This is a genomic window from Stutzerimonas stutzeri (assembly GCF_002890915.1).
In the GTDB taxonomy this organism is placed as follows: Bacteria; Pseudomonadota; Gammaproteobacteria; order Pseudomonadales; family Pseudomonadaceae; genus Stutzerimonas; species Stutzerimonas stutzeri_AF.
Genome location: NZ_POUT01000003.1, coordinates 195,465 through 216,794, shown reverse-complemented (window position 1 = coordinate 216,794; position 21,330 = coordinate 195,465). Strand labels below are relative to the sequence as shown.

Below are 21,330 nucleotides of genomic sequence, written 5' to 3'. Positions count from 1 at the left end.
AACAGCCGGGATGCACCAGCCCGGAACCACACAGATGACACCGAAAACCCCGAACAAGCCCGCCGAACTGCTCAGCGACCTGGAATCCATCCGCGCCCTGCTGGGTGACGATTTCCCGGATGCCAGCGAGGCACTGGACCCCGATAGCATTCCGCTGCTGTCGGATATCGTCGAGCCCGCCCCGGCCGTCTCCACCGGCACCCCGGCCGACGGCGAGCCGCGCGAGCCCAGCGTGCGCACCGCCTTCCGTTCTCTGGCCGAACGACACATCGACCACGAACTGCGCACCGCGGCCAACCTGATCCTGCAGGAAGTGATCGACGACTTCGTGCCGCAGATCGAGGCCGAGCTCAAGCGCCGCCTGGAAAGCCGGCTCGACAAGCTGACCCGCTCACCCCGGCCCTGAGGCCGCAGGCCGATCGGCAGAACCATTCGCAGTAAAAATGCGCCGCCGTAAAACCTTGCGACCGTTTGCCTTTATACTTGCCCGTTTTTCCGACCAGCCGTTCTAAGGGTCCCGCCGCATGGACAAGACCTACCAGCCGCACGCCATCGAGACTTCCTGGTACCAGACCTGGGAATCGAACAACTATTTCGCCCCGCAAGGTGCCGGCGAGCCCTACACCATCATGATCCCGCCACCGAACGTCACCGGCAGCCTGCACATGGGCCATGGTTTCAACAACGCCATCATGGACGCGCTGATCCGCTTCCGCCGCATGCAGGGCCGCAATACCCTCTGGCAGCCGGGCACCGACCACGCGGGGATCGCCACGCAGATGGTGGTCGAGCGCCAGCTGGCCGCCCAGGGTGTCAGCCGCCACGATCTGGGCCGCGAGAAATTCCTCGAGAAGGTCTGGCAATGGAAGGAAGAATCCGGCGGCAACATCACCCGGCAGATTCGTCGCCTGGGCTCCTCGGTGGACTGGTCGCGCGAACGCTTCACCATGGACGAAGGCCTCTCCGAGGCGGTCAAGGAAGCCTTCGTACGCCTGCATGAAGACGGGCTGATCTACCGCGGCAAGCGTCTGGTCAACTGGGACACCAAGCTGCACACCGCCATTTCCGACCTGGAAGTGGAGAACCACGACGAGAAGGGCCACCTCTGGCACCTGCGCTATCCGCTGGCCGACGGCTGCAAGACCGCCGAGGGCCTGGATTACCTGGTCGTCGCCACCACCCGCCCGGAAACCATGCTCGGTGACGCCGCCATTGCCGTGCACCCCGAGGACGAGCGCTACAAGAGCCTGATAGGCCGCCACGTCATGCTGCCGCTGGTCAACCGCCTGATCCCGATCGTCGCCGACGACTACGTCGACCGCGAGTTCGGCACCGGCTGCGTGAAGATCACCCCAGCCCACGACTTCAACGACTACGAGGTCGGCAAACGCCACCACCTGCCGCTGATCAACATCTTCGACCAGAACGCCTGCGTGCTGGCGCGCGCCCAGGTGTTCAACATCGACGGCTCGCCGAACGACAAGGTCGACGGCCGCCTGCCCGACGGCTACGCGCACATGGACCGCTTCGACGCGCGCAAGGCCATCGTCGCCGAGTTCGAGGCCATGAGCCTGCTGGAGAAGATCGACGACCACGCGCTGAAGGTGCCGCGCGGCGACCGTTCCGGCACCGTCATCGAACCCTGGCTGACCGACCAGTGGTACGTCTCCACCAAGCCGCTGGCCGAGAAGGCCATCGCCGCGGTGGAAAGCGGCGAGATCCAGTTCGTGCCCAAGCAGTACGAGAACATGTACTTCAGCTGGATGCGCGACATCCAGGACTGGTGCATCAGCCGCCAGCTCTGGTGGGGCCACCGCATCCCGGCCTGGTACGACGAGGCCGGCAACGTCTACGTCGGCCGCGACGAGAGCGAGGTGCGCAAGAAGTACGACATCCGCAACGACGAATCGCTGCGCCAGGACGAGGACGTGCTGGACACCTGGTTCAGCTCCGGCCTGTGGACCTTCTCCACCCTCGGCTGGCCGCAGCAGACCGAGTTCCTCAAGACCTTCCACCCCACCGACGTGCTGGTCACCGGCTTCGACATCATCTTCTTCTGGGTCGCCCGGATGATCATGCTGTCCACCCACCTGACCGGGCAGATCCCGTTCAAGACCGTCTACGTCCACGGCCTGGTGCGCGACGGCCAGGGCCAGAAGATGTCCAAGTCCAAGGGCAACGTGCTCGACCCGCTGGACATCGTCGACGGCATCACCCTCGACGAACTGCTGGACAAGCGCACCAGCGGCATGATGCAACCCAAGCTCGCCGAGAAGATCGCCAAGCAGACCCGCGCCGAGTTCCCCGAAGGCATCGCCAGCTATGGCACCGACGCCCTGCGCTTCACTTTCTGCTCGCTGGCCTCCACCGGCCGTGACATCAAGTTCGACATGGGCCGGGTCGAGGGCTACCGCAACTTCTGCAACAAGCTCTGGAACGCCGCCAACTTCGTCTTCGAGAACACCGAAGACAAGGACACCGGTGCCAACGACGAGCCGGTGGAGCTCTCGTCGGTGGACCGCTGGATCATCTCCGCGCTGCAGCGTACCGAGGCCGAGGTGACCCGCCAGCTGGAAGCCTTCCGCTTCGACCTGGCCGCCCAGGCGCTCTACGAGTTCATCTGGGACGAGTACTGCGCCTGGTACCTGGAGCTGGTCAAGCCGCTGCTGTGGGACGAGAGCGCCAGCGTCGAACGCCAGCGCGGCACCCGCCGTACCCTGGTGCGGGTACTGGAGACCACGCTGCGCCTGGCGCACCCGTTCATGCCGTTCATCACCGAGGAAATCTGGCAGCGCGTCGCGCCGCTGGCCGGCAAGTCGGGCCCGACGCTGATGCTGCAGCCCTGGCCGGAGTTCAACCCCGAGCGTCTCGACGAGGCCGCCGAGGGCGACATCGAGTGGGTCAAGGCCTTCATGCTCGGCATCCGCCAGATCCGCGGCGAGATGAACATCTCCATGGCCAGGCGCATCGACGTGGTGCTGGGCAACGTCTCGGCGCTCGACCAGCGTCGCCTCGACGAGAACGAGCCACTCCTGAAGAAGCTGGCCAAGCTGGAAAGCGTACGCATCCTCGCGGGCGGCGAAGAGGCACCGCTGTCGGCCATCGCCCTGGTCGGCGACATGCAGGTGCTGGTGCCGATGGCCGGGCTGATCGACAAGGATGCCGAACTGGCACGTCTGGACAAGGAAATCGGCCGGCTGGACGGCGAGGTCAAGCGCGTCGGCGGCAAGCTCGGCAACGCCGCCTTCGTCGACAAGGCGCCAGCCGAGGTGATCGACAAGGAACGCGCCAAGCTGGCCGAAGCCGAACAGGCCAGGGCCAGGCTCCTGGAACAACGCGAGCGTATCGCGACGCTGTAAACGAAAAGGCCAGCATCCAAAGATGCTGGCCTTTTTGCTGATGCGTCTCCTCTTGATTGATGACAAGTTATTGCCGTCAACGCTGATACACTATGTCGCACACGAAACACCCATTTACAAACTGGCAGGCCGTTAGAAGCCAACACGAACAGCTCGACGATACGAAATGAGCCCCCTGCAGCGAAGCGGAATGCCCGTTGGCATCCCCGCCGTACGCGCAACCGTCCCCTTGCGGCAGGCAACTGCCGCGCCCTGCGGTTCCCGACTTGTTTCACCTCGCACAGCCAATCGTCCTCGGCAGCCTGCCAGCCGCTGAGCCTGCGTCATCGCGCCCGCAAGCCCGGCAAGATTCCCCAAGATGGAGTCCCTCCGATGTATGCACTCATGGCTGTCGTGTTCGTCATAGGCTACCTATGCATAGCCTTCGAACATCCCCTGAAAATCGACAAGGCCGCCGCCGCGATCCTCACCGCGGTACTCACCTGGACCATCCTGGTGCTGGGCGCCGACCATATCCTGCCGCTGCTGCAACATGGCAGCCATGACCCGGCCGACTCCTCTGCGGTGGTGGTCGAAGCGCTGCGCCATCACCTCGGCGAAGTCTCGGAAATCCTCTTCTTCCTGCTCGGCGCGATGACCATCGTCGAGCTGATCGACTCCCACGAAGGCTTCAAGGCGATCACCGATCGCATCCAGACGCGCAAGCGCGTGCACCTGCTGTGGATCGTCGGCTTCCTGACCTTCTTCCTCTCCGCGGCGCTGGACAACCTGACCACCACCATCGTCATGGTTTCCCTGCTGCGCAAACTGATCCGCGGCCGTCCGGAGCGCTGGCTGTTCGTCGGCGTGGTAGTGATCGCCGCCAACGCCGGCGGCGCCTGGTCGCCGATCGGTGACGTGACCACCACCATGCTCTGGATCGGCAACCAGATCAGCGCCTCCGGCGTGATCACCGGGCTGTTCCTGCCAAGCCTGGTGTGCCTGCTGGTACCGCTGCTCATCCTCAGCCTCCGCCTGCACGGAGAAGCCCCGCGGCCCCGGGCACGGGCGCACCTGGCGGAAAAATACCCGCCGGCTACCACGCCGTTCGAACGCAACCTGGTGCTGTGCCTCGGGCTGGGCTCGCTGCTGTTCGTCCCGGTATTCAAGACCATCACCCACCTGCCGCCCTACATGGGCATCCTCTTCGGCCTCGGCGTGCTCTGGGTAACCACCGAGTTCATCCACCGCAACAAGAATGCCGAAGACAAGCACCCGCTTTCGGTGGTCGGCGTCCTGCGCAAGGTGGACACGCCCAGCGTACTGTTCTTCCTCGGCATCCTGCTGGCCGTCTCCAGCCTCGCCACCGCCGGCCATCTGACCCAGGTCGCCACCGCGCTGCGCGAATCGCTCGGCAACATCTACGCGATCAACTATGCCATCGGCCTGCTTTCGGCCGTGGTCGACAACGTGCCCCTGGTAGCCGGTGCGATGAAGATGTATCCGCTGGTCAGCCAGAAGATGCTCGCCGCGGCGGCCGCCGAAGAAACCGGCTGGCTGACGCAGTTCATCGTCGACGGCAATTTCTGGGAGATGCTCGCCTACTGCGCCGGCACCGGCGGCAGCACGCTGATCATCGGCTCGGCAGCCGGTGTGGCCGCCATGGGCATGGAGAAGATCAGCTTCACCTGGTACGTCAAGCGGGTCAGCCTGCTGGCCTTCCTCGGTTACACTGCGGGCGCAGCGACCTACATCGGCATGCTCGCCCTGCGCTGATCGGCATCGGCCGTCCTGCCAGGTCGTCGAAGCCCGTGCGGCGCTTCCCAATGACCTGGCAAGGACTCCGGCATGACCATCAGCAAGACCAAAACCAGCTTCTACCGTCGGCTTTACGTCGCCTGGCTGATCGATAGCGGCAGCGCCACCAGCGTTCCGGCGCTGATGGCCGCGACCGGCATGCCGCGGCGCACCGCCCAGGACACCCTCGCCGCCCTGGCGGAACTGGATATCGACTGCGCCTTCGTCCAGGATGACGGCGAGCGGCACAATGCCGGCCACTACGCCATTCGCGACTGGGGCGCCATCGACAAGGGCTGGATCGAGCGCCAGCTGCCGCGGATCAAGTCCACTCTCGATTACCCCTGATCGCCATGAACGGCGACCTGCTGCTGGTGCTGGCGCTGCTGGCCGGCTGCGTCGGCCTGTTCATCGCCAACCGGCCGCGCATGGACGTGGTCGCGTTGCTGGCGATGGTCGCCCTGCCGCTGTCGGGCGTACTCAGCGTGCAGGAAGCCCTGGCGGGCTTCAGCGACCCGAACGTGGTGCTGATCGCCGCGCTGTTCGTCATCGGCGACGGCCTGGTACGCACCGGCATCGCCTATCGCCTGGGCGACTGGCTGCTGCGCACCGCCGACAGTAACGAAACCCGCCTGCTGATCCTGCTCATGCTCTCGGTGCTGCTGATACCGCTGCTGTTCCCGTTCTAGCGCCGGCGGCCGATCCCGCAGAGAGAACGCGGCGACGCCCCATCGAGGAGGCAGGCGAGGCGGGCCCCGGCTAAAAGTGGCATGGTCGCGAACGGCACCAGCGGCTAAGCTCGGGCCCTCATTCCAAAAAGAACTTACCATGTCCCACCGCCCTGCCTTGTTTCCGGTCCTGCTGGCCGGCGCCATCCTGCTGCTGGTCGTCCACGGCCTCGGCCGCTTCGTCTATACCCCGCTGCTGCCCTGGCTGGTCGAGGACGGCCTGCTCAACGTGCAGCAGGGCGCCAGCATCGCCAGCTGGAACTACCTCGGCTATCTGCTCGGCGCGCTGCTCGCGCTGCGCTGGCACCGCGTCACGCAAATCCGCCGCAGCCTGCCCTGGGCGCTGGCGCTGCACGTGCTGAGCAGCCTGCTGCAGACCCAGGCCGAATCCGCCGACGCCCTCGCCGCACTGCGCCTGCTCAACGGCATCAGCAACGGCCTGGTGTTCGTCCAGGCGCCGTCGCTGATCCTCGAATGGCTGGCGCGGCACCAGCGCGTCTCGTCCAGCGGCCTGGTCTATCTCGGCGTGTGCGTGGGGTTGATCCTCTCCAGCCTGCTGGTCAGCCTGAGCGACGGCATGCTGCAGGGAGCCGATCGCTGGTGGCCAGCGGCGATCCTTTCGCTACCGCTGGCCTGGTGGGGCTGGCGCCAGCTGGCACGACTGGACATGCCGCCCGAAGAGCCCCACGGGACACCGGCGACCCCGCCCAGCGGCCGGCTGTTCGATCGCGCCAGCACCCCGCTGTTTCTCTCCTATGCCGGCGCCGGCATGGGCTACATCCTGCCGATGACCTTCCTGCCGATGGTCGCGCGCCTGCAGGTCGAACCCGGCGACTTCCTGGTCGGTGGCAGCTGGCTGGTGGTGGCCCTGGCGACACTGCCCTCGCCCTGGCTGTGGAACCGGCTCGGCGTGCGCATGGGCGACGACATCGCCCTGCGCCTGAGCTATCTGGCCCAACTGATCGGCGTGCTGGCCGCACTGCTGCTGCCCGGCGCCAGCGGCATCCTGCTCTGCGCGGTGCTGGTCGGCGGCACCTTCCTCGGCACGGTGTTGCTGACCCAGCGCCTGGCGCGCACGCTGCATCCGCACCAGGGCCCGCGCCTGTCGGCGGCGCTGATTGCGCTCTACGGGCTGACCCAGCTTGCCGCGCCCTGGCTGACCAGCGTCTGGATGGGCATGGGCGGCAGCCTGCACAGCGCCTTCTGGCTGGGCGCCGGGGCCTTGCTCTGGGGGCTGCTGTGGATGCTGGCGGTGCCGCGCCACCGTTCGCCGTAGGCGCACGATAATCCCCGCTGGTTGTGGGACAATGCGCGCCTGAACCGCCACTGTCCCGCCCCCATGTCGAGCAGAACCCCGAACAGACGCCCCCGCCCCGCCGACGGCGCAACGGCGACCGCCGTGCTGCACCCGCGCAACCGCCACAGCGGCCGCTACGACTTCCCGGCCCTGATCGCCGCCAGCCCGGAACTGGCCGATTTCGTCATCGTCAACCCGTACGGCAAGCAGAGCATCGACTTCGCCGACCCGGATGCGGTCAAGGTGTTCAATCGCGCGCTGCTCAGGCAGTTCTACGGCATCGAGCACTGGGACATTCCGCCGGGCTACCTGTGCCCGCCGGTTCCCGGCCGCGCCGACTACCTGCACGGCCTGGCCGATCTGCTCGCCGAGGACAACGGCGGGACGATTCCGCGCGGCCTGCGCATTCATGCGCTGGACATCGGCACCGGCGCCAACTGCATTTATCCGTTGATCGGCCAGCGCGAATACGGCTGGCGCTTCACCGGCTCGGACATCGACGCCACCGCACTGGCCTCGGCGCGCACCCTGGTCGCGGCGAACGGGCTCGACAAGGCCATCGAACTGCGGCAGCAGGCGGCGCCGCGGCAGGTCTTCACGGGCCTGGTGCGGCCCGAGGACCGTTTCGACATCAGCCTCTGCAACCCGCCCTTCCATGCCTCCCAGGCCGAAGCCAGCAGCGGCAGCCAGCGCAAGTGGCGCAACCTCGGCAGGCTCGATCCCGCACGCAAATTGCCGACGCTGAATTTCGGCGGGCAGGCCGCGGAACTCTGGTGCGAGGGCGGCGAAGCGGCGTTCATCGCGCGCCTGGCCGAGCAGAGTGCGACCTTCGGCACGCAGGTCTACTGCTACAGCACGCTGGTCTCCAAGGGCGGCAACGTCGCGCCGCTGCACAAGCGGCTGCAGCGTCTCGGCGCACGGCGCATCCGCGTGGTGGACATGGCCCAAGGGCAGAAGCGCAGCCGCTTCGTGGCCTGGACCTTCCTCTGCGAGGCCGAGCAGGCCGACTGGCGGGCGCAACGCTGGGGCAACAGCTCCTGATCAGCGCAACGACTTGCGGAAATACTTCGGCGCATCCTCGTAGCCGAGGCGCGCATAGAAGCCATGGGCGGCAACCCGGCGGCTGTCGCAGTGCAGCTCCATGCGATCGCAACCGCGCTGCTCGGCAAGCCGCTGTGCCGCCTCCAGCAGTGCCGCACCGATGCCGCCGGCACGCACAGCGGCATCGACACACAGATAGCTGACGCGGCAGAAATCGCCGGCCAGGGCCAGTTGCACGATGAAGTGCAGCGAGATCAGCCCTACCACGCGGCCATCCTGCTCGGCCACCAACAGCGCGGCATCGGGGTGCGCCCCCTGCTGCGCCAGGCGCTCGGCGAGAAAGGTTTCGGTGTCGGCGTAGCCCAGCTGCTCGAGCAAGGAGCCGATGGCAGGCAGGTCTGCCGGGCGGGCGTCGCGAATCCGCATCAGACGGCGAGGTCCCAGACCTGCTTGTCCTTCAGGGCCAGGGTCTGGATGTAGCGCGGCTCACCGTTGATTTCTTCCAGCTCGGTCATGCCGGCCAGTTCGCCAACCACGCGATAACGCTTGCCGACTCGCTTGTCCTGCAGGGGGTAGAGCTTGGCGATGTGCTGGGCGAGTTCGGTGAGTGTGGACATGTACTTATGGCTCCATTGGCTGCGTGCGGCAGGTATTTACCAAGTGTTGATGACGGTTAGGCGACAACCGCGCCATCGCTCGATGCCGATGGCAGCCGCCCGCTTGGCGAACACACACGCACAAATTCCGATAGCCGCGGCTAAAAACCGGCGATTTGTCGTTAACTTCCTGAACGCCGCTTCGCTCTTTGAGCAAGGATTCGCGATTTGATTCCCTTGTTTCTGCAATCTTCGCCAGCCCACGCCGGTCGCCCCGTCGCAGAGCCCTGCTCTCGCCATCCGCGGTGGCGCTGGTTATGGTGGTCGTCCAGACAGCCACACGGAACAGGCACAGCGCATGCACCGTCTCAACGACCTGAAGATCGTCATCCGGGCCCATCTGTGGCTGATCCCCCTGTTCGCCGTACTGGTCGGCCTGTTCGTCTGGGCGCTGGACCCGGCGCCACCGACCCGTCTGCGCATGGCCACCGGCAGCGAGGGCGGCGGCTATCATGATTTCGGCCGGCGCCTGCAGGCCCGCCTCGAGCAAGAAGGCATCGAGCTGGAACTGCAGACATCCAAGGGCTCGATGGACAACCTCAGGCACCTGCTGGCAGGCGACGCCGTGCAGTTCGCGCTGGTCCAGAGCGGCACCGAGCTGCTGCTGGAGGACAGCCAGCGGCGGCGCCTGAAGGGCCTCGGGGTGATGTACAGCGAGCCGTTGTGGCTGTTCGCCCGCCAGGGCCTGGTCCTGGCCGATCTGCGCCAGCTGCGCTCGCTGCGCCTGGGGCTCGGCAGCGAGGGCAGCGGCACGCTCGCCGCGGTTCAAGACATACTCGCCGCCAGTGTCGAGCAGCCCGGCGCCGACTGGCAGCCACTGGGCGGGCGCCGCGCCCTGGAAGCGCTGCTGGCCGGCGAACTGGACGCGGCCTTCTTCGTCGGCCCGCCGAACAACGACATGATCCGTGAGCTGGCCGCACATCCCCAACTGCAATTGCTGGAAATCCCGCGCACCGCCGCGCTGCAGGCGCACTTCCCCTTCCTGAGCGCGCTGCGGATACCACAGGGCCTGCTCGATCTGGCCCGCGACACGCCGCAGCGGGACCTGCAGACCCTTTCGCCGCTGGCAACCCTGGTCGCCAACGACAGCCTGCACCCGGCGCTGACGCCGATGCTGCTGGAAGCCGCGCGCGATGTGCTGCGCGACGGCAACCTGCTCGACCCACCGAACGGCTTCCCGCGCGCCGAACCCATGAGCCTGCCGCTGACCGCCGAGGCCGCCGGCTACTACCGCAACGGCCCGCCGTATCTGCAGCGCTATCTGCCGTTCAGCATCGCGTCCTGGGTCGACCGCTACATCCTCCTGCTGCTGCCGTTCATCGCCATACTGCTGCCGCTGTTCAAGTCGGTCTCGCCGCTGTACCAGTGGCGCATGCGCTCACGGATCTTCAAGTGGTATCGCTACCTGCACGAGACGGACGAGAAAATCCACGACGGCAGCATCGGCGCGGAACTGGACGAACAGATCCGGCGCATGGAGCAGCTGGACAACGAACTGCGGGTGGTGGAGGTGCCACTGTCCTACTCCCACGAGCTGTTCACCCTGCACCTGCACGTGCGCTACATGATCGACCGGCTGCGCGCCCTGCAGTCGCCCGATGACTCAGCAGCTGCCCAGCCCCAACTGCAATAACGCCAGCCCTCCGCGCTGCCAACCCCACCAGGCGAGCAGCGCCAGCAGGCCGAGCAGCAGCGCGGCGCCCCCGCCCAGCCAGAGGCGCCGCATCAGCCGACCTCCGCCACGGCGCGCAGGCGCTCGACCGGCTGCTCGCGGATCGGCCAGTTGAGTAGCGCGGCCATCAGGCTGAGGGCGATCGCGATCTGCCAGACCAGGTCGTAGCTGCCGGTACGGTCGTACAGCCAGCCGCCCAGCCAGCCGCCGAAGAACGAGCCCAGTTGGTGGAAGAGAAAGGCGATGCCGCCGAGCATGGACAGGTTGCGCACGCCGAACATGGTCGCCACCGTACCGTTGGTCAGCGGCACCGTGGACAACCACAGCAGGCCCATGGCGATGCCGAAGGCATAGGCGCTCCAGACGCTCAACGGCGCCAGCAGGAAGGCGCTGATCACCACCCCACGGATCAGGTACAGCCCGGCCAGCAGCTTCGGCTTCGAATAGCAGCTGCCCAGCCAGCCGGCGGTATAGGTACCCACCACGTTGAACAGCCCGACCAGCGCCAGCACGGTGGTACCGACCTGGGCCGGCAGATGCTGGTCGACCAGGTAGGCCGGCAGGTGCAGGCCGATGAACACCACCTGGAAGCCGCAGACGAAGAAGCCCAGCGCCAGCAGGCGGAACCCGGAATGCCCGGCCGCCTCGCGCAGCGCCTCGCCGAGCGACTGCTGCGCGCCGACCGCCACCGGTGCCTGCTCGGGACCGCGCATCATCCCGGCGAGCGGCACGATCAGCGCCACCAGCAGCCCCAGCGCCAGCAACGCCGAAGACCAGCCCAGCCATTCGATCAGCCCCAGGCTGCCCGGCAGCATGATGAACTGGCCGAAGGAACCCGCGGCACTGGCGATGCCCATCGCCATGCTGCGCCTTTCCGGCGGTACGGCACGACCAACCGCGCCGAGGATCACCGAGAACGAGGTCCCCGACAGCCCCAGCCCGATCAGCAACCCGGCGCTCAGCGTCAGCGTGGCCGGCGAATCGGCAATCGCCATCAGCGCCAGCCCGACCGCATAGAGCACCCCGCCAACGACCACCACGCGCGCCACGCCGAAGCGATCCGCCAGCGCCCCGGTCACCGGCTGCACCAGGCCCCAGATGAGGTTCTGCACCGCGATGGCGAAGGCGAACACTTCGCGCCCCCAGCCGAACTCGGCGCTCATCGGCGGCAGGAACAGGCCGAAACCATGGCGTACCCCCAGCGATATGGCGAGGATCAGCGAGCCACCGAAGAGCATCCAGGCGCAGTTGCGCCACGCAGCAGTCATGAGCGTCATTCCTTGGGGAAAAGGCGACCAGTTTACTCAGCTACCCCCGAACCTCTGCAACTGCTCATCGGACTGTTACGCTCGGTTAAACTGCAGCTGTTCAGCCACCCCTTGACGAGTTCCCCATGCCGATTCGCCACTGCATTGTTCATTTGATCGAGAAAAAGCCGGACGGCACCCCAGCCGTGCTCCATGCCCGCGATTCGGAGCTGGGCGCGTCACAGGCCATGGAAAACCTGCTGGCCGACCTCAACGAAAGCTACAACGCCAAGCAGGGCAAGGCCTGGGGCTTCTTCCACGAGGAATCGGGGGCCTACCCCTTCAGCGGCTGGCTCGGCCAGTACCTGGAGGGCAACCAGGACTTCACCACATTCAGCCGCCAGGCCGTCGAGCACCTGCAGAAGCTGATGGAGGAATCCAACCTCTCCACCGGCGGCCACGTGCTGTTCGCCCACTACCAGCAGGGCATGACCGACTACCTGGCCATCGCCCTGCTGCACCACAGCGAAGGCGTGGCCGTCACCGAATCGCTGGACGTGGCCCCGGCCAAGCACCTGGACCTCGGCCAGTTGCACCTGGCCGCGCGGATCAACATCTCGGAGTGGCGGAACAACCAGCAGTCGAAGCAGTACATCTCCTTCATCAAGGGCAAGAACGGCAAGAAGGTCTCGGAATACTTCCGCGACTTCATCGGCTGCCAGGAAGGTGTCGACGCCCCCAGCGAGACGCGCACGCTGCTCAAGGCCTTCAGCGACTACGTCGAGAGCGAGGACCTGCCCGAAGAGCAGGCCCGCGAGAAGACCAGCGCCCTGGTCGACTACGCCAGCACCCAGGCCCGGCTCGGCGAGCCGATGACCCTGGAAGAGCTCTCCGGGGTGATCGACGAGGAACGCCCCAAGGCCTTCTACGACCACATCCGCAACAAGGACTACGGTCTGTCGCCGGAGATTCCGCCGGACAAGCGCACCCTCAACCAGTTCCGCCGCTTCACCGGCCGCGCCGGGGGGCTGTCGATCAGCTTCGAATCGCACCTGCTGGGGTCGAAGATCGAGTACGACGAGGCCCGCGACATGCTGATCATCCGCCAGCTGCCGACCCAGCTGAAGGACCAGCTCAAGCGCCGCAAGGACTGACGCAGCCGAGGAGCCGCCATGCGCCTGCCGGACACCGTTCTCGACGATTGCCTGTGCGATCCCGCGGCGCCGCTGGCGCGCGACCCGGCCCGCCGCTACGGCCTGGAAAAGCCGCAGGCACAGGCCCGGCTGGCGGCGCTCAAGGGTTGGTTGCGCGAGCGGCAGACCATGCTCTGGGCCAACCGCCGGGATGCCCTGCTGCTGGTGCTGCAGGGCCCGGATTGTGCCGGCAAGAACGGCGTCATCCGCCGCGTGCTCGGCGGCCTCGACCCGCTCGGCCTGGCGCCTTGCAGTTTCCAGGCGCCGAGCGCCGATGAGCGCCGCCACGATTTTCTCTGGCGCTACCGGCAGCGCCTGCCCGCCCCGGGCATCCTCGGCGCGTTCAATCGCAGCTACTACGAGGCACTGGTCAGCGACCTGCGCGACGGGCTGTGCGGCGCCGCGGATATTCCCGCGCGGCAGGTGGCGATCGCGGACTTCGAGCGGCAACTGCCGGCGCTACGGGTCCGGCCGTTGAAGTGCTATCTGCAGCTATCCGTCGACGAGCAGAAACACCGGCTGCACCAGCGCCTCGAACGGCCCGACAAGCGCTGGAAACTGACCCTGGACGACCTGCAGGGGCATCGCCACTTCGCCGAGCGCCAGGCCAGCTGGGCCGACGTGCTGAGCGTCAGCCACGGCAACGCGGCTCCCTGGTACGTGATCCCCGCTGACCACCGCTGGCTGCGCGACCTGATCGTCGCCAGCCTGCTGGCGCGCGAATTCGAACGCCTGGCCCTCGACTGGCCGGCGCATCCGGCGCCGTTCAGCCATGCCGATCTGGAGCGCATGCGATGAACCGGCGACGCCTGTTGCTCCTGCTGCTGTCGTTCCTGCCGCTGGCGGCAACGGCGCAGGACCGGGAGACGCCGGCCCCGCCCGCGATGGACGCGGTTCGCTTTACCGTCGCCAATGCCGAATTCACGCTGATGCACGAGATGGGGCACCTGCTGATCAGCGAACTGCAACTGCCGATCCTCGGCCGTGAGGAAGATGCCGCCGACCAGCTCGGCTTCATGGGGCTGTTCCTGCTGCAGCAGGAACAGCACAGCGCCGAGTTCTACGCCAAGCTGATGGATGTCGCCGACTACTGGCGGCTGGAGTGGAAGAACGCCGAGCAAGCCGGCACGCCGGTGCCCGTCTGGGACAGCCACGCGCTGGATGCCCAGCGCTTCTACAACATCGCCTGCCTGGCCTACGGCAGCGACCCGGACCGCCTGGACTGGGTGCTGGAGATGAGCGGGCTGCCGGTGGAACGTGCGCTCTACTGCCCCGAGGAATACCAGCAGGTCGCCCATGCGGTGGGCTGGTTTCGCGAACACTTCAAGCGGCGCGACGAGCAACCACTGCGCCATCGCATCCAGGTGGTCTACGACACCCCGCCCGGCCACTTGCCCGGCGGGGCCGAACTGCTGAGGAAAATCCGCGCCAGCGGCGAACTCGAGGCCGTCGCGAGAAAGGCCAGCGAAGCCTTCGACCTGCCCCGCGACCTGACCCTGCGCATGACCACCTGCGGCGCGCCGGATGCCTGGTTCAACCGCATCGGCGGCGAGCTGACGCTCTGCTACGAACGCCTGGCCTATTTCCGCGAACTCGCCGAGGAGCTGCCGCGCCTGCGCGAAAGCAGGCCATGACACGCGCGGTCAGCACGCCTCGATGCGATAGCCGATGCGTGGGAAATGCACATGCACGACGCCCGCGCGATCGTCGGTGCGGCGCAGGATCGACTCCTCGACACCGGCGAAGACCAACTCCCCTTCGACCGGATCGGCACCGTAGTCCACCGCGCTGATCGCCACCCGCTGCCCCTCATGGAAGCCATTGGGCTCGGCGAACGGTTCCTCCGGCACGGCCACGGGGTCCGCCTCGCGCGCCATGCGCAGCGCATCCTCGGCGGAGAGCTCGCTGTGGGAGCCGTGGCCGACGCCCAGCACCTTGTCCAGCCATGCCTTGACCTCCGGGTAGTCGTCCACCAACGGCGCGGTCACCGGCGTGGCACGCAGGAACCACAGGCACGGCGCTACCGCGAAGTCGGCCAGCGAAGGCGCGGCACCGAACAGGAATTCGCCCTCCTCACGGGCCAGTTGCTGCTGCAGACGCGCCATCAAGGTGGGCCAGTCGTTCTTCGCCTGCTCCAGCGGCACGCGGGTCACCGTACCGTTGCTGAACAGCTGCGCGCGGTCCTTGCTGAACGCCTGGACGAACTCCTTGGGTGCCTGGGCGAAGCGCAGGGCCATGGATTCGGGCTGGAAGACCAGGCTCACCGCATTGAGGAACAGCACCGAATCGGCCCACTGCGCGAGCACCGCGACGTTGAACTCCTGGCCTTCGGGGAACAGCGCCGGCGTGACCTTCTCCGCCTCCAGGCGACGGGCGATCAGCGCGGTGTCGCAATAGATGTCGGCGCCGACCTGCAGCACCGGCGTACGCCGGTAGCCGCCGGTCAGCGCGGTCAGATCCGGCTTGGGCATGACCGGTGGGATCATCACCGAACGCCAGGACAACTGCTTGAACCCCAGCAGCAGGCGGGCCTTCTCGGCGAACGGCGAGGTGGGATAGTGGTGCAGGATCAGCTCGTGCATGACAGGGCTCCGCCAGGTTTTCGGGTAGAGGATCGGGGTTCGAACGCCATCAGCTTAGACGGTCCCTGCGAACGAGCCCACCGGCTGATTGAGCCGTCATTCACGAGACCTCGGCGGCACGGGCGACCAGCCGCTCCTTGGCACGCTTGTTCAGCCGCTTGATGGCGATCTCCCGGCGCAATGCATCGCCCTTGCTCGCGCAGGCCTCGACATACACCAGGGCCTGCGCCGGGCTGGAATGGAAGAACCGCGCGCCCCGCCCACGCTGGTGCTCGGCGAAGCGCCGTTGCGCATCGTCGCTGATACCGCAGTACAGCGCGCCATTGGCGGCACGCACCAGATAGACGAACCAGGGCTTGGGCTCGAGGTCGGACATTGGGTAAAGATCTCCAGGGCCCGGCATTATGCCGGACTCGCTGCGAACATCCAGGCTGCAGGGCCCCGCTCGTTCTGCAACCGCGCGAGACAGGGCCACGAACGCGCCGCCGGCCACTCGATCGCGCATCCGGACAGGCCGTCGCTTAACAGAGAGCCGCTTCGCTGTCCAGATATGGTGGCGGTTCGCCTTTGCGTATACTGCGCCGATGTTTGCCCAAACCGTGTTCCGCAAGCGCTGCGCCATCTGGCTGTTGGCGACCGGAATCTTCCTGATGCTCGGCAGCTGTGCGAAAAAGCCCAGCGAGCTCGAGCGCATACAGGAGGAAGGCGTCCTGCGCGTGATCACCCGCAACAGCCCCTCCACCTATTTCCAGGACCGCAACGGCGAAGCCGGCTTCGAGTACGAACTGGTCAAGCGCTTCGCCAGCACCCTGGACGTCGAGCTGCAGATCGAAAGCGCCGACAGCATCGAGGAAATCTTCACTCGCCTGAACCGCCCCGGCGGCCCGGCCCTCGCGGCAGCGGGGCTGGTGGCCAGCGAGGGCCGCCAGGCGCTGGCGCGCTTCACCCATTCCTACCTCGACGTGACCACCCAGGTCGTCTACCGCAACGGCCAGCGCCGGCCGACCCGCCCCGAGGACTTGGTCGGCAAGCGCATTCTGGTGCTCAAGGGCAGCAGCCAGGCGGAGAAGCTCGCGGCCCTGCAGGCCGAGCTGCCGGAGCTGCGCTACGAGGAATCCGATGCGGTCGAGGTGGTCGACCTGCTGCGCATGGTCGACGAAGGCCAGATCGACCTGACCCTGGTCGAATCCAACGAACTGTCGATGAACCAGGTGTACTTCACCAATATCCGCGCCGGTTTCGACCTTGGCGAGCAGAACAGCCTGGCCTGGATCGTCGCCAAGGGCGAGGACGACAGCCTGCTGCAGGCGGCCAACGCGTTTCTCGACCAGGCCCAGCAGAACGGCACCCTGCAGCGTCTGCGCGAACGCTACTACGGCCATGTCGACGTGCTCGGCTACGTCGGCGCCTACGCCTTCGCCAAGCATCTGCAGCAGCGCCTGCCACGCTACGAGAAGACCTTCCGCGAAACCGCCAGGCAACACGGCCTCGACTGGCGGCTGCTGGCGGCGATCGGCTATCAGGAATCCCACTGGCAGCCCGAGGCCACCTCCAAGACCGGCGTGCGCGGCCTGATGATGCTGACCCTGCGCACGGCCAATGCCATGGGCGTCACCAACCGCCTGGATCCGGTACAGAGCATCCAGGGTGGCGGCAAATACCTGCTCCAGGTGCATGCGGGCCTTCCGCAAAGCATTCTGGAACCCGACCGGACCTGGTTCGCCCTGGCCGCCTACAACATCGGCGGCGGCCATCTGGAAGATGCCCGCAAGCTGGCCGAGGCCGAAGGGCTCGATCCCAACAAGTGGTTGGACGTGAAACAGATGCTGCCGCGCCTGGCGCAGAAGCAGTGGTACAGCAAGACCCGCTACGGCTATGCCCGTGGCGGCGAGCCGGTGCACTTCGTCGCCAACATCCGCCGCTACTACGACATCCTCACCTGGGTGACCCAGCCGCAGATGGAGGGCCAGCAACTGGTGCAGAGCGAACTGCACATCCCCGGCATCTACGCCACCGACCTGGCGGAAGACCTGCCGCCGCTCTGAGTCGTCGCACGCTAAGACAGCGCGCCCCCACGCCCATCACGCGCTATCCTTGCCCTTTCGCCGCCCGCTTGAGGACATCTCCATGAGCAAGACCGCACTCGTCATCGGCGCCTCCCGTGGCCTGGGCCTTGGCCTGGTCGAACAACTGAACGATGCGGGCTGGCAGGTGATCGCCAGCGTGCGCGAGCCACAGCGTGCGCCGCACCTGCAGACCTTGGCCGGCGTACGGATCGAGGCGCTGGATATCACCGACGCCGCCGGCATCGAGGCACTGGCCGAGCGCCTGGCCGGCACGCGGCTCGACCTGCTGCATATCAACGCCGGCATCACCGGGCCGAAGGACAAGCCGGCGAGCCAGGCCAGCCGCGACGAGATCGGCGAGCTGTTCGCCACCAACGCCGTGGCGCCGATCCGCCTGGCCGAGCGCCTGCTGCCGCTGGTGGACCCGCATGCCGGGGTGATCGCCTTCATGAGTTCGATCATGGGCAGCGTGGAGTCCGGGCCGGGCATGGGCATGTCGCTCTACGGCGCCAGCAAGGCGGCCCTCAACCACCTGACGCGCAGCTTCGTCGCCGAACTGGGCGAGACCGGCATCAGCGTGCTGTCGCTGCATCCCGGCTGGGTACGTACCGACATGGGCGGCGACGAAGCGCCGCTGGACGTGGCGACCAGTTGCAAGGGGCTGGTCGAGCAGGTCACCCGGGCGGCCGGCCAGGGCGGGCATCGTTTCATCGACTACCAGGGCGACCCGCTGCCCTGGTAGCGGCTGCAGCCAGCGCCGGCGCATGCTGGCAAAATCCAGCGAATGGGTTATCTTTCCAGCCGCGCCGCGTCCCCCGACCGGGCGCCCCCTGGATCAGCAGACAGGGCATAACTGAGCTGGCTACTCTGAACCCAACCCTTCAGGAGAAAGCCGGCCATGCCTGCTGAGCGCATCTGGATCAAGAACCCCCTCGCCCTTTTCACCGCCAACGACCAACCGGCCCCCGGCGGGCTGGTGGTCGAGAACGGCGTCATCGTCGAGCTGCTCGCCGCTGGCACTTCCCCTGCCCGGCCGGTCGATGAGACCTTCGACGCCCGCGAACACGTGGTGCTGCCGGGGCTGGTCAACACCCATCACCACTTCTACCAGACCCTGACCCGCGCCTGGGGGCCGGTGGTCAACGAGCCGCTGTTCAACTGGCTGCTGACCCTCTACCCGGTCTGGGCGCGGCTGACGCCGCAGGCGTTGCAGCTGGCGAGCAAGGTGGCGCTGGCCGAGCTGCTGCTGTCCGGTTGCACCACGGCGGCGGATCACCACTACCTGTTTCCGGGCGGGCTCGAGGACGCCATCGACATCCAGGTCGGGGCCGTCCGCGAACTGGGCATGCGCGCCATGCTCACCCGCGGTTCGATGAACCTGTCCAAGGAGAACGGCGGTCTGCCCTGCAAGAGCGTGGTGCAGGACGCCGAGGCCATCCTCGCCGACAGCGAGCGGCTGATCGACCGCTACCACGAACGCGGCGACGGCGCGCAGATCCAGATCGCCCTGGCGCCCTGCTCGCCGTTTTCGGTCACCACCGACATCATGCGGACCTGCGCGGAGCTGGCCGAAGCACGCGACGTGCGCCTGCATACCCATCTGGCCGAGACCCTGGACGAACAGGAGTTCTGCGCGAAACGCTTCGGCATGCGCACCGTGGACTACCTGCAGAGCGTCGGCTGGCTCGGCCCGCGAACGTGGCTGGCCCATGGCATCCATTTCAACCAGGTGGAAATTCACCGCCTGGGTGCAGCCGGTGTCGGTATCTGCCATTGCCCGAGTTCCAACATGCGCCTGGCCTCCGGCATCTGCCACACGCTTGAGCTCGAGGACAAGGGCGCCATCATCGGCCTGGGCGTGGACGGTTCGGCCTCCAACGACGCCTCCAACATGATGCTCGAGGCGCGTCAGGCGCTGTTCATCCAGCGCCTGCGCTACGGCGCTGAGAAGATCACCCCGCAGAAGGTACTCGGCTGGGCGACCCGCGGCTCCGCGCGCCTGCTCGGGCGCAGCGACATCGGCGAGTTGGCGGTCGGCAAGCAGGCCGATCTGGCCCTGTTCAAGCTCGACGAACTGCGCTTCTCCGGCAGCCACGACCCCATCGCCGCATTGCTGCTATGCGCCGCCGACCGTGCCGATCGGGTAATGATCGGCGGCAAGTGGCGCGTGATCGAGGGCCAGATCGAAGGGCTGGACGTCGCCGGGCTGATCGCCGATCACCAGCAGGCAGCCCGGCAGCTGGTGGCCGGCTGAAGCGATGGTTTTGCGTGGCGTCCCGCGTGGAAAATCGCTTCGCGAGTTTTTCACCCTACGGTTCCGCACGCGCCATGCTGAACGTAGGGTGGATGGCCGAAGCCATCCACGCGGAGACACGCCTCATCGTGCACCGCGGACGGCCCCTCCGCGCCCACGGCTGCACCCTCTCGGGGCGTGACGGGCGGCCGGCGCACCAAAGGCGAATCCCCGTACCGCATCGGGCGCAAGCTACATGCCACGCATTTCCGCACACCGAAGGTTTTTGTCTAGTTGGTCAGCTTTTTGCTACTACGCTTCAAGCCAAAACCATGCTTTGCCAGCAAAGCCAGAAGGAGCGTCACCCCCATGCAGAAACACACACGGAAAAACATGCTGCGCGCCCTTGCCGCAGCGATCGGCTTCAGCGCCGCTCTCACCACGGCCGCCGCTTCGGCCGCCGATCCGCTGAAGGTCGGCTTCGTCTATATCGGTCCGATCGGCGACCACGGCTGGACCTACCAGCATGAGCAGGGTCGCAAGTACATGGAAGAGAAGCTGGGCGACAAGGTGAAGACCAGCTTTGTCGAGAACGTGCCGGAAGGGGCCGATGCCGAGCGGGTCATCCGCAACATGGCCAAGAGCGACTATGACCTAATCTTCACCACCTCCTTCGGCTACATGAACCCCACGCTGAAGGTCGCCAAGCAGTTTCCCAAGGTCACCTTCGAGCACGCCACCGGTTACAAGCAGGCGAAGAACGTCGGCACCTACCTGACCCGTTCCTATGAAGGCCGCTACGTCGGCGGCTTCCTCGCGGCGAAGATGACCAAGAGCAAGAAGGTCGGCTACATCGCCTCCTTCCCGATTCCGGAAGTGATCCGCGACATCAACTCGATCCAGCTGGCGCTGGACAAGTACAACCCCGGCACCGAGATCAAGGTGGTGTGGGTCAACACCTGGTTCGATCCGGGCAAGGAAGCCGATGCCGCCAACGCGCTGATCGACCAGGGCGTGGACGTGATCTTCCAGCACACCGACAGCCCGGCACCGATCCAGGCCGCCGAGCGCCGTGGCGTCTATTCCGTCGGTTACGCCTCGGACATGCAGCACTTCGGGCCCAAGGCCGTGCTGACTTCCATCGTCAACGACTGGGGCCCGCACTACACCAAGTCCGCCGAAGCGGTAATGGCCGGCAACTGGAAATCCGAGGACTTCTGGGGCGGGCTGGCACAGGACAGCATCAGCCTGCCGATCAGCGATCTGGTGCCTGCCGACGTCAAGGCCGAGGCCGAGCAGATCATCGCCCGCATCAAGAGCGGTGAATTCCATCCGTTCACCGGCCCGATCAAGGACCAGGCTGGCGAAGTGCGCATCGCCGAGGGCGAGACCGCCAGCATCAAGGACCTCGCCTCGATGAATTACTACGTCGAAGGCGTCAAGGCTGAAATGCCGAAGTAAGCGTCACCCGCGCCGGCCC

At 66.6% G+C, this 21,330-nt stretch carries 20 protein-coding genes and 1 pseudogene; 15 read left to right on the top strand and 6 right to left on the bottom strand.

Translation table 11 applies throughout. The features are described from left to right. Positions 1 to 34: 34 nt before the first annotated feature. The 7 genes and pseudogenes from CXK94_RS08065 to rlmF all read left to right on the top strand — a co-directional run bounded on the left by CXK94_RS08065 (position 35) and on the right by rlmF (position 8,201). A complete protein-coding gene (locus CXK94_RS08065) occupies positions 35 to 406 on the top strand; it encodes a hypothetical protein (RefSeq protein ID WP_037038419.1) in 372 nt (123 codons plus the stop codon). Positions 407 to 524: 118 nt separating this feature from the next. After that, a complete protein-coding gene (locus CXK94_RS08060; RefSeq protein ID WP_102893931.1) occupies positions 525 to 3,359 on the top strand; it encodes a valine--tRNA ligase in 2,835 nt (944 codons plus the stop codon). A gap of 372 nt (positions 3,360 to 3,731) precedes the next feature. Further along, complete coding sequence (gene nhaD / locus CXK94_RS08055) at positions 3,732 to 5,114, top strand: sodium:proton antiporter NhaD (protein WP_037038418.1); 1,383 nt, start codon at positions 3,732 to 3,734, stop codon at positions 5,112 to 5,114. Between the two features lie 72 nt (positions 5,115 to 5,186). Continuing rightward, positions 5,187 to 5,483 (top strand): winged helix-turn-helix domain-containing protein, encoded by a 297-nt coding sequence (locus CXK94_RS08050; protein ID WP_102893930.1) that lies wholly within the window; start codon positions 5,187 to 5,189, stop codon positions 5,481 to 5,483. A 5-nt stretch (positions 5,484 to 5,488) separates the two neighbouring features. After that, a pseudogene (locus CXK94_RS08045) lies at positions 5,489 to 5,794 on the top strand (SLC13 family permease); the annotation flags it as partial. Between the two features lie 169 nt (positions 5,795 to 5,963). Continuing rightward, positions 5,964 to 7,139 carry a YbfB/YjiJ family MFS transporter gene (locus CXK94_RS08040; RefSeq protein ID WP_102893929.1) on the top strand — a complete coding sequence of 392 codons (1,176 nt, stop codon included), beginning with the start codon at positions 5,964 to 5,966 and terminating at the stop codon, positions 7,137 to 7,139. A gap of 63 nt (positions 7,140 to 7,202) precedes the next feature. After that, entirely contained in the window at positions 7,203 to 8,201 is a 999-nt protein-coding gene (rlmF, locus tag CXK94_RS08035; RefSeq protein ID WP_102893928.1) for a 23S rRNA (adenine(1618)-N(6))-methyltransferase RlmF, read from the top strand. On the opposite strand, the gene CXK94_RS08030 is transcribed toward rlmF, so the two are convergent. Further along, positions 8,202 to 8,627, bottom strand: coding sequence for a GNAT family N-acetyltransferase (locus CXK94_RS08030; RefSeq protein ID WP_102893927.1), 426 nt, complete (start codon positions 8,625 to 8,627; stop codon positions 8,202 to 8,204). Continuing rightward, positions 8,627 to 8,818, bottom strand: a complete 192-nt coding sequence (locus tag CXK94_RS08025; RefSeq protein WP_037038412.1) for a hypothetical protein — start codon at positions 8,816 to 8,818, stop codon at positions 8,627 to 8,629. Before CXK94_RS08025 ends, CXK94_RS08030 begins: the two co-directional genes overlap by 1 nt. A 337-nt stretch (positions 8,819 to 9,155) precedes the next feature. On the opposite strand from CXK94_RS08025, the gene CXK94_RS08020 reads away from it, so the two are divergent. Beyond that, on the top strand, positions 9,156 to 10,490 hold the full coding sequence (locus CXK94_RS08020; protein WP_037038411.1) for a TAXI family TRAP transporter solute-binding subunit: 1,335 nt from the start codon (positions 9,156 to 9,158) through the stop codon (positions 10,488 to 10,490). On the opposite strand, the gene CXK94_RS22615 is transcribed toward CXK94_RS08020, so the two are convergent. Further along, a complete protein-coding gene (locus CXK94_RS22615) occupies positions 10,461 to 10,583 on the bottom strand; it encodes a hypothetical protein (RefSeq protein WP_256046184.1) in 123 nt (40 codons plus the stop codon). The two genes, CXK94_RS08020 and CXK94_RS22615, sit on opposite strands and share 30 nt — an antisense overlap. Then, a complete protein-coding gene (locus CXK94_RS08015) occupies positions 10,583 to 11,797 on the bottom strand; it encodes an MFS transporter (protein ID WP_037038410.1) in 1,215 nt (404 codons plus the stop codon). Before CXK94_RS08015 ends, CXK94_RS22615 begins: the two co-directional genes overlap by 1 nt. Positions 11,798 to 11,922: 125 nt before the next feature. Between CXK94_RS08015 and yejK the strand changes: the two genes are divergently transcribed. The 3 genes from yejK to CXK94_RS08000 are packed head-to-tail and all read left to right on the top strand — an operon-like array spanning position 11,923 to position 14,603. Further along, positions 11,923 to 12,930, top strand: a complete 1,008-nt coding sequence (yejK, locus tag CXK94_RS08010; RefSeq protein ID WP_102893926.1) for a nucleoid-associated protein YejK — start codon at positions 11,923 to 11,925, stop codon at positions 12,928 to 12,930. A gap of 18 nt (positions 12,931 to 12,948) precedes the next feature. Further along, a complete protein-coding gene (locus tag CXK94_RS08005; RefSeq protein WP_102893925.1) occupies positions 12,949 to 13,767 on the top strand; it encodes a hypothetical protein in 819 nt (272 codons plus the stop codon). After that, entirely contained in the window at positions 13,764 to 14,603 is an 840-nt protein-coding gene (locus tag CXK94_RS08000; protein WP_037038409.1) for a DUF4344 domain-containing metallopeptidase, read from the top strand. The genes CXK94_RS08005 and CXK94_RS08000 overlap by 4 nt, the downstream gene beginning before the upstream one ends. Before the next feature lie 9 nt (positions 14,604 to 14,612). Here CXK94_RS08000 and CXK94_RS07995 read toward each other — a convergent pair whose 3' ends face one another. Together CXK94_RS07995 and CXK94_RS07990 are read right to left on the bottom strand one after the other, a co-directional pair. Beyond that, positions 14,613 to 15,551, bottom strand: a complete 939-nt coding sequence (locus tag CXK94_RS07995) for a glutathione S-transferase family protein (protein WP_037038408.1) — start codon at positions 15,549 to 15,551, stop codon at positions 14,613 to 14,615. 100 nt (positions 15,552 to 15,651) lie between these two features. Then, positions 15,652 to 15,927 (bottom strand): GIY-YIG nuclease family protein, encoded by a 276-nt coding sequence (locus tag CXK94_RS07990; RefSeq protein WP_102893924.1) that lies wholly within the window; start codon positions 15,925 to 15,927, stop codon positions 15,652 to 15,654. A gap of 208 nt (positions 15,928 to 16,135) precedes the next feature. On the opposite strand from CXK94_RS07990, the gene mltF reads away from it, so the two are divergent. The 4 genes from mltF (at position 16,136) to CXK94_RS07970 (ending at position 21,311) form a co-directional block, all read left to right on the top strand. Then, entirely contained in the window at positions 16,136 to 17,596 is a 1,461-nt protein-coding gene (mltF, locus tag CXK94_RS07985) for a membrane-bound lytic murein transglycosylase MltF (RefSeq protein WP_102893923.1), read from the top strand. Between the two features lie 82 nt (positions 17,597 to 17,678). Further along, the gene (locus tag CXK94_RS07980; protein ID WP_037038405.1) at positions 17,679 to 18,359 is read left to right on the top strand and encodes an SDR family oxidoreductase; all 681 of its coding nucleotides are present in this window, start codon (positions 17,679 to 17,681) and stop codon (positions 18,357 to 18,359) included. Between the two features lie 156 nt (positions 18,360 to 18,515). Further along, positions 18,516 to 19,871: an 8-oxoguanine deaminase gene (locus CXK94_RS07975; protein WP_037038404.1), complete on the top strand. Its 1,356-nt coding sequence runs from the start codon at positions 18,516 to 18,518 to the stop codon at positions 19,869 to 19,871. Positions 19,872 to 20,219: 348 nt separating this feature from the next. After that, positions 20,220 to 21,311 (top strand): BMP family ABC transporter substrate-binding protein, encoded by a 1,092-nt coding sequence (locus CXK94_RS07970; protein WP_102893922.1) that lies wholly within the window; start codon positions 20,220 to 20,222, stop codon positions 21,309 to 21,311. Positions 21,312 to 21,330: the final 19 nt, after the last annotated feature.